Origin of the sequence: Streptomyces sp. NPDC057474 (assembly GCF_042802555.1) — a bacterium.
Classification (GTDB): Bacteria; Actinomycetota; Actinomycetes; order Streptomycetales; family Streptomycetaceae; genus Streptomyces.
Window position 1 is genome coordinate 1 of record NZ_JBHVDX010000392.1, and the last position, 4,979, is coordinate 4,979.

General features: G+C 70.2%; 5 protein-coding genes. 1 reads left to right on the top strand and 4 read right to left on the bottom strand.

The genetic code is table 11. The annotated features are described in order from the left end of the window. Positions 1–30: 30 nt before the first annotated feature. Genes ACFU53_RS46510 through ACFU53_RS46520 form a run of 3 tightly spaced genes read right to left on the bottom strand, consistent with a single transcriptional unit; the run spans position 31 to position 2,476 of the window. Positions 31–1,002: a polyprenyl synthetase family protein gene (locus tag ACFU53_RS46510; RefSeq protein WP_384006301.1), complete on the bottom strand. Its 972-nt coding sequence runs from the start codon at positions 1,000–1,002 to the stop codon at positions 31–33. Next, positions 999–1,703 (bottom strand): 4'-phosphopantetheinyl transferase, encoded by a 705-nt coding sequence (locus ACFU53_RS46515; protein WP_384006303.1) that lies wholly within the window; start codon positions 1,701–1,703, stop codon positions 999–1,001. The genes ACFU53_RS46510 and ACFU53_RS46515 overlap by 4 nt, the downstream gene beginning before the upstream one ends. Continuing rightward, complete coding sequence (locus ACFU53_RS46520; RefSeq protein WP_384006308.1) at positions 1,700–2,476, bottom strand: metallophosphoesterase; 777 nt, start codon at positions 2,474–2,476, stop codon at positions 1,700–1,702. The genes ACFU53_RS46515 and ACFU53_RS46520 overlap by 4 nt, the downstream gene beginning before the upstream one ends. Positions 2,477–2,724: 248 nt before the next feature. Between ACFU53_RS46520 and ACFU53_RS46525 the strand changes: the two genes are divergently transcribed. Further along, on the top strand, positions 2,725–3,858 hold the full coding sequence (locus ACFU53_RS46525; RefSeq protein WP_384006305.1) for an ATP-grasp domain-containing protein: 1,134 nt from the start codon (positions 2,725–2,727) through the stop codon (positions 3,856–3,858). Positions 3,859–4,010: 152 nt separating this feature from the next. Here the strand turns inward: ACFU53_RS46525 and ACFU53_RS46530 are convergent, their stop codons facing one another. After that, positions 4,011–4,892 carry a sulfotransferase family protein gene (locus ACFU53_RS46530; protein WP_384006306.1) on the bottom strand — a complete coding sequence of 294 codons (882 nt, stop codon included), beginning with the start codon at positions 4,890–4,892 and terminating at the stop codon, positions 4,011–4,013. Positions 4,893–4,979: the final 87 nt, after the last annotated feature.

Here is a 4,979-nt window from a genome sequence, read left to right on the forward strand (position 1 = left end):
GTCCCCGGCGGACCGTCGCCGGGCTCCGGCCTAGGTCAGGTACATACCGGCGGCCTGGTCCGCCAACTGCCGCAGGGCCGGCAAGTAGGCCTCGTCACCGTCCAGTTCGTCGAGCACGCGGTGCGCCTCGTCGCGGAACGCCGTGAGGTCCTTCTCGAAGCGACGGAGAACCGCGGGGGCGAGCAGCAGCGCGCGGAGTTCCGCGCGGGCCTGTGCGGAACTCCGCGCGGCGACTCCGAGTTCCGCGACGCGCGTCCTCGAGTCGGGTGTCGTCTCCTCCAGGGCGCAGGCGAGGAGATAGGTGACGGTGCCGTTCAGCAGGTCCTCGTCGCGGCCGGAGAGGAGGTCTTCCTGGTCGTTGAAGAGCTGCCAGAGAATTCCGAAGACATCGCCGAATTCCCGCCACAGTTCGATCCGTTCGGTCCCGGCGTCGGCGAGTATCGCGGCCATGGCCGTGATCATTCCGAAAGGGGCGCCGGATTTCCCGCGATAAGCGGCGACGACCGCGTCCCGCGAGGCGTTCTCACTGTCGCCGCGCAGGTCCCGCAACTGTCCTTCCACTGCGTCGATCCAGCAGTTGACGATCTCACCGGTGAGGGCGTTGCGCACCGAGTCCGGCACCGACTGGGCCTGCACCACCCTGATGGGAAGGGCCTGTCCGCTGAGGATGGACGCCAACAGCGCCTCGTCCGCGCCGAGTCCGTCGGGGGTGTGCGCACCGTGGCCGTCGGCCAGGTCGTCGAGATAGCACGCGGAGGTCCACCACAGGACATGCACGGCCGACAGGAAAACGGCCGGCCCCGGGGTACTGGTCTCGGCTCCGTGCACGAGGAGCGGGAGCACGGACAGGGGGTATTTCATCTGCTGATGGGCCAGCAGGCCGGATATGGACTTCCGTACCGCTAGGGACGAAGGCCCGAGGCTTTCCAGTGCGGCCGCGATCTCCGCGTCGATGTCCGACGAGACCTGTCCGTGCAGATCCGAATAGGAAAGGGAGTTCATCTGGCGTCCTCGTCCTCCATGGGGAAGGGAACCGAAACGGCCGTCACCACCAGCCCCCGCCGGATGGTCCAGCGTCCGGCGAAGGCGTCGATACGACGACCGTCCACCACCGGTCCGGGCACGAGGAGCTCGGCGTGCAGTGCGCCTGAGCGACCGCCCGGGTCGACGGACATCTCGATGTCGGCCTCCGAGAAGTCCAGCCACCGCCCGGTGAGCGGGAACCACGCCTTGTAGACGGACTCCTTGGCGCTGAAGAGCAGCCGGTCCCAGTGGACCGAAGGGTGGTCGGCGGTCAGACGGCGCAGCCGGGTCTCCTCCGTGGGGAGGGCGATCGCCGTCAGGACGCCCTCGGGCAGGGCGTCGTGGGGTTCGGCGTCGATGCCGAGTGAGGCGAGGTCGCCTATGCGGGCCAGGGCGGCTGCCGCGTACCCCTCGCAGTGGGTCATGCTGCCGGTCAGCCCGTCCGGCCAGCCGGGGGCGCCGCGCTCGCCGGGCACGATCGCACGCGGCGCCACGCCGAGCTTCTCCATGGCCCGCCGGGCGCAGGCGCGGACGACGGTGAACTCGCGGCGCCGCTTCGGCACCGCGCGCGCCAAGACGGCCTCCTCCTCGGGGTACAGCTCGATCCCCTCGACCGCCGCGGCGTCATCCTCGTGCGCCTCCACGACCACGACCGACCCCGGGAGCAGCTCCTCGATCACCGGCTTTGACCTCCATCGCAAGAATGCGGCGCAGCCTTCCCGGCGGTTGCGGGCGCGGGCGCCACTCGCGGGGGACGGTATCTGCTCACCAGGGAGCGCACTATGAGCCCGGCTGGCTCGATCGTGTGCTGGTCGGCTCGCGGACCTACAGTGGCCGGGGCCGACCGGGATGACGTCGCCGTGCGATCCGGGACGCCGGGTGCGGTGCCGGCGTGCGGGGCCCCTGCTCCACCAGCGAGATGGTTCAGTGCCTCCCCCTCGCCTCTGGCCGCACCCACACGGCCAGGTCGTGAGGGACTCCGCCCGCCCGGCTCGGACCATGGGCAGGATCTGTGTAGCCGCCCGGGACGCGAAAGCGGACGACCAGTACGCCCAACACCGTTCGGGGCGTGCCGGTGCACGGGCTCACCCCCGATCACTGCGCAGGAACGGTAGTGGTCCAGCTCCCGGCAGACGGCGACCAGGTGCTCGTACCGCTCGACGCCCTTGTACGGGACGGTCGCGCTGGGGTGGGTCCACAGCTCGAGGTTGCCCGGCACCCACACGACCTCGGCGAAGCGGCCGGCGAGTGTCTCCAGGGGCCAGCGGATGTCCGCGCCGGTCTCGGCGACGTCACCGGCCACGAGGAGCCAGTCGTCGTCGGTCTCGGGGCGCATCTCCTCGACCAGTGCGCGATTCTCGGGACAGCCGATGTGCAGATTATTGATGGTCAGCAGATCTCCGTGGCGGCCGACACTCGACTCCACCCGAGCTCCCTCCTGAACACCGAACATCAACACGAGAACACACCGGCGTACCGGTGGACAAGAGCGGCCTGCCGAACCGTCGGACACACGTCCCGGTGGCCCCGCCGCGCAAGGATTAACACGCGCGTGACAGAAACCTGGGCTCCAGGGGCCGTATGATCCGTCCTACACCACCGCCACGCCCCTACTCGTACGGCGGTTCGGCGTACCTCCATCCCCCCTGGCCGGGCACGGCCTGCTCCGCCGTGCCCGCGAACCCTGGAAAGGCGGCCTGCATGGTCTCTCGCGTACGCGTCTGGCTCAACCGCACGTACGCGGAGAACGTCTTCTTCATGGATCAGCTGCGGCATAATCCGCACGCTCGTCCGGTGGACATCCATGCCACGCACGGCGACGCCGACTCCCCCGTACTGGCCGCCGCCGACACCGCCGACCTGGAGCCCGACGGCCTCTCCCCCGCCGCGTACGTCGAGTACGCGCTCGACCAGTGCGCCAAGCGCGGCATCGACGTGTTCGTGCCCCGGCTGCACCAGGCGGCCCTCGCCGCGCACCGCGAGGACTTCGCGGCCGTCGGTACGGCCCTGCTGGCGCCGACCGCCGAGGCCATCGAGGTCTTCGAGGACAAGGTGACCGCGTACGAGGCGGTCCAGGCCCATGGGGTTCCGGTGCCGCCGTGGTTCCGGGTGACGAACGCCGATGAATTCGTCGCCGCCGTCGACGAGTTGGAGGCCGACGGGCACAGGGCGTGCTTCAAGCCTGCGGCCGGGGCGGGCGGTGTGGGCTTCCGCGTCGTCACGCGCACCCCCTTCTCGCTCGATCACCTCAGCGGATTTCCGAGCCCGTACGTGCAGCTCGACATGGTCGTCGAGGCGGTGCGGGCGGCCGAGGAGCCCGTCGACTGGATGGTGATGCCGCGCCTGGAACAGCCGGAGGTGTCCGTCGACTGCCTCACCGGCCCCGACGGGCGGGTCCGGATGGCCGTGGGCCGCACCAAGAACGGCCGGCGTCGTGGGTTCAGCCAGAACCCCTCGTGGATCGAGCCCGCGCGGCGGATCGCGGGGCAGTTCGGGTTGCACTACCTGACGAACATCCAGTTCCGGATGTACGGCGACGAGCCGGTGCTCATGGATGTCAACACGCGTCCGGCGGGTGGGCTGCACCAGCTCGCGCTGTGCGGGATCAACGCACCCTGGGCGGCTGTGCAGTTGGCGCTCGGCGAGGAGCCGGGCGACGTGGTGCCGACGCGGCTGGGGGAGGACTACACGGTGGTGTCGGGAACGCGGCCGGTGCGGTCGGTCACGTTGCCGCAGCAGGTGGCGGAGGTGCCGGTCGCCGTGGAGGCGCGGCCCGTGGCTGTCGCGCCGCCCGCGGTGTGCAAGCCGGCTGCCGACCGGCCGTTGGCGGTCTGAACGGCCCGAGGATTTTCGCCCCCGCCGCCCCTGCCCGTCCCATCCCAGGGGGCTGCGCCCCCAGGCCCCCTGAGGGAGTTGGTCGGGTGCGGGTGGGTGGGGGCTTGTCGCGCAGTTCCCCGCGCCCCTGAAGAACGGGGGCGCGGCGGAGGTCATGTGAGATAGCCCCAGGCTTGGGCCAGCTCGGTCAGGCGGGGCGGGAGTTCCGAGGTCGGGTCCGCCGCGCGGGCCGGTTGGATGCGGCCGGACTTGATGGTGGTGGACCAGTCGCCGAGTTGGGGGCGGAAGGTGCCGTGGTCCTTGGTGCCGTAGTCGAGCATGCCGGGCTCCCATTCGACGCCCAGGTGGTCGCAGATGCCCCGGGTGACCTTCTCGGGCTCGGCGGTGAGCTCCTCGTAACGGATCACGTGGACGGGGAGGTTCTGGCGGGCCTCTTCCAACTTCTCGCTGTAGGAGAGGACTTCGGCCCGGATCGCCTCGTGGTCCGGGTCGCTGCGGCGGCTCGTGAGGGACTGGACGACGGCGCCGGGGTGGCGGAGCAGCAGGATGTAACGGGCGTTCGGCCAACATCGGTGCAGGCGCGGCCAGATGAGGGTGTTCGGCGGGGTCTTGTCGACGATGACCTGCTTGCCGCTGCGGGTGAGCTCATGGTGGAGGATGCGGTCCCACAGGACGTGCTCCAGCTCACACTTGTCGAGTTCGAGCGCCTTCATCGCGTCCCCGGTGAAGTCCCGCGAGAGATGGACGTGGACGGTCCGCAGGTGCATCTCGTGCGGGGCGCGGATCTGGCTGTGACTGTTCAGGATGACCCGCAGCAGCGTCGAGCCGGAGCGCACCGAGGAGAGAACGAACACCGGAGCGTCCACCAGCCGGGACGCGCGCGGCGCCACGTACGGCGGCTCCGCGGGCGCGGCATCGCTCCGGGGGGCGGGGACGGCGTTCAGCGGCTTGCGCGGCGGGCTCACCGCCTCGGCGATCAGTCTGCCGCGGCGCCTCAGCCCCTTGCCGATCACGGACTTGCGCGGATCTCGCACGATGACACCTCATAACTCTCTCTCACGTTCTTCCGTATCACACGGGTAACGAGCGAACTCCAGATGACTTGGAGGGAACGGGAAGTG

What these genes read in the sequence shown, in the direction of transcription:
- ACFU53_RS46520 (WP_384006308.1), bottom strand. Translation starts at nt 2,476, where the DNA reads ATGTTCGGTGTTCAGGAGGGAGCTCGGGTGGAGTCGAGTGTCGGCCGC.
- ACFU53_RS46510 (WP_384006301.1), bottom strand. Translation starts at nt 1,002, where the DNA reads ATGAACTCCCTTTCCTATTCGGATCTGCACGGACAGGTCTCGTCGGAC.
- ACFU53_RS46525 (WP_384006305.1), top strand. Translation starts at nt 2,725, where the DNA reads ATGGTCTCTCGCGTACGCGTCTGGCTCAACCGCACGTACGCGGAGAAC.